General features: G+C 71.1%; 2 protein-coding genes. Both read left to right on the forward strand.

The window, feature by feature from the left end:
- The first annotated feature begins 263 nt into the window (after nt 1-263).
- Entirely contained in the window at nt 264-1,226 is a 963-nt protein-coding gene (locus tag AB0C29_RS47940; RefSeq protein WP_360834982.1) for an aldo/keto reductase, read from the forward strand.
- Between the two features lie 2 nt (nt 1,227-1,228).
- Nucleotides 1,229-1,518 (forward strand): alpha-hydroxy-acid oxidizing protein (locus tag AB0C29_RS47945; protein ID WP_360834984.1); only part of this gene is annotated, 290 nt, incomplete at its 3' end.

Genomic DNA, 1,518 nt, shown 5'->3' on the forward strand with positions numbered 1-1,518 from the left:
GGCCGGGCATCGACGACCCGGAGAAGGCCCTGCGCCGCGGCGAGAGCGAGCAGGGCTCGACCGGCCTGGGCCTGGACATCGCGCGGCGGGCGGCCATGGATCTGATACGCACGATGACTCCTCGGGAGACGGACGGCGCAGGGGATGGGGGACGCCCGTGAGAGCGCTCTCACAGCATCAAATGGTTAACACTGTGTGTCAATAGACACCAGCTGATGTATTGCCAGATTATTTCGGCAACCTCGTCGGCATAGGCTCGGATCATGAGTGACATGACCTACCGCCGCCTCGGCACCTCGGGCCTGGTCGTCTCGGTCGTCGGCATCGGCTGCAACAACTTCGGCCGCAAGCTCGACGTCGACGGCACCCGGGCGGTCGTCGACGCGGCGCTCGACGCGGGGATCACGCTGTTCGACACCGCCGACATCTACGGGACCCCGCACGGCAGTTCCGAGGAGTGCCTGGGCGCGGCTCTGCAGGGCCGGCGCGACGAGGTCGTGCTGGCGACCAAGTTCGGCATGGACATGGAAGGCCTCAACGGCGCGGACCACGGCGCCCGCGGCTCCCGGTCGTACATCATCCGGGCGGTCGAGGCCTCGCTGCGCCGGCTCGGCACCGACCACATCGACCTGTACCAGCTTCACACCCCCGACGAGGCCACCCCGATCGAGGAGACCCTGTCGGCGCTGGACGACCTGGTCCGCAGCGGCAAGGTCCGCTACCTGGGCAACTCCAACTTCGCGGGCTGGCAGATCGCCGACGCGGACTGGACGGCCCGGACCGCCGGCCTCACCCCGTTCATCAGTGCGCAAAATCAGTACAGCCTGTTGCACCGCGAGGTCGAGGACGAGGTCGTGCCGGCGTGTGAGCAGTTCGGGCTGGGCCTGCTGCCGTTCTTCCCGCTGGACAGCGGCCTGCTCAGCGGCAAATACCAGCGCGGCACGCCGCCGGCCGAGGGCACCCGGCTGGCCCAGGAGCGGTATCAGCGCTGGCTGGACGGGGCGGACTGGGACACCATCGAGGCGCTGACCGCGTACGGCAAGGAGCTCGGGCACAGCCTGCTCGACGTGGCGATCGCCGGCCTCGCCGCGCAGCCGGCGGTGACCAGCGTGATCGCCGGCGCCACGACCCCGGACCAGGTACGGGCGAACGCCGCCGCCGGGCAGTGGCGCCTCACCGCGGACGACGTGGCCGCCCTGGACCGAATCCTGACCCGCGGAGCCTGACGATGCAGGAGGAAGCCGCCCGGGCGATCCTCCCCGCAGCCGTCTACGACTACTACCGGGACGGCTTTGGCGCCCAAGTCACCCGGGACGAGGCCGCGGCGGCCTGGCGCGAGTGGCGGTTCGTCCCGCGGCTCTTCCGCGATGTCTCCCGGGTCAGCACCGAGGTCGAGCTGTTCGGCGCCCGGCTCGCCGCCCCGGTGCTGGCCGGACCGACCGCGCTGCACACGCTCGCGCATCCCGAGGGTGAGGCGGCGACCGCCCGGGGCGTCGCGGCGGCCGGCTCGTTGCTGGT

Source organism: Actinoplanes sp. NPDC048791 (assembly GCF_040650095.1).
In the GTDB taxonomy this organism is placed as follows: Bacteria; Actinomycetota; Actinomycetes; order Mycobacteriales; family Micromonosporaceae; genus Actinoplanes.

What these genes read in the sequence shown, in the direction of transcription:
- AB0C29_RS47940 (WP_360834982.1), top strand. Translation starts at nt 264, where the DNA reads ATGAGTGACATGACCTACCGCCGCCTCGGCACCTCGGGCCTGGTCGTC.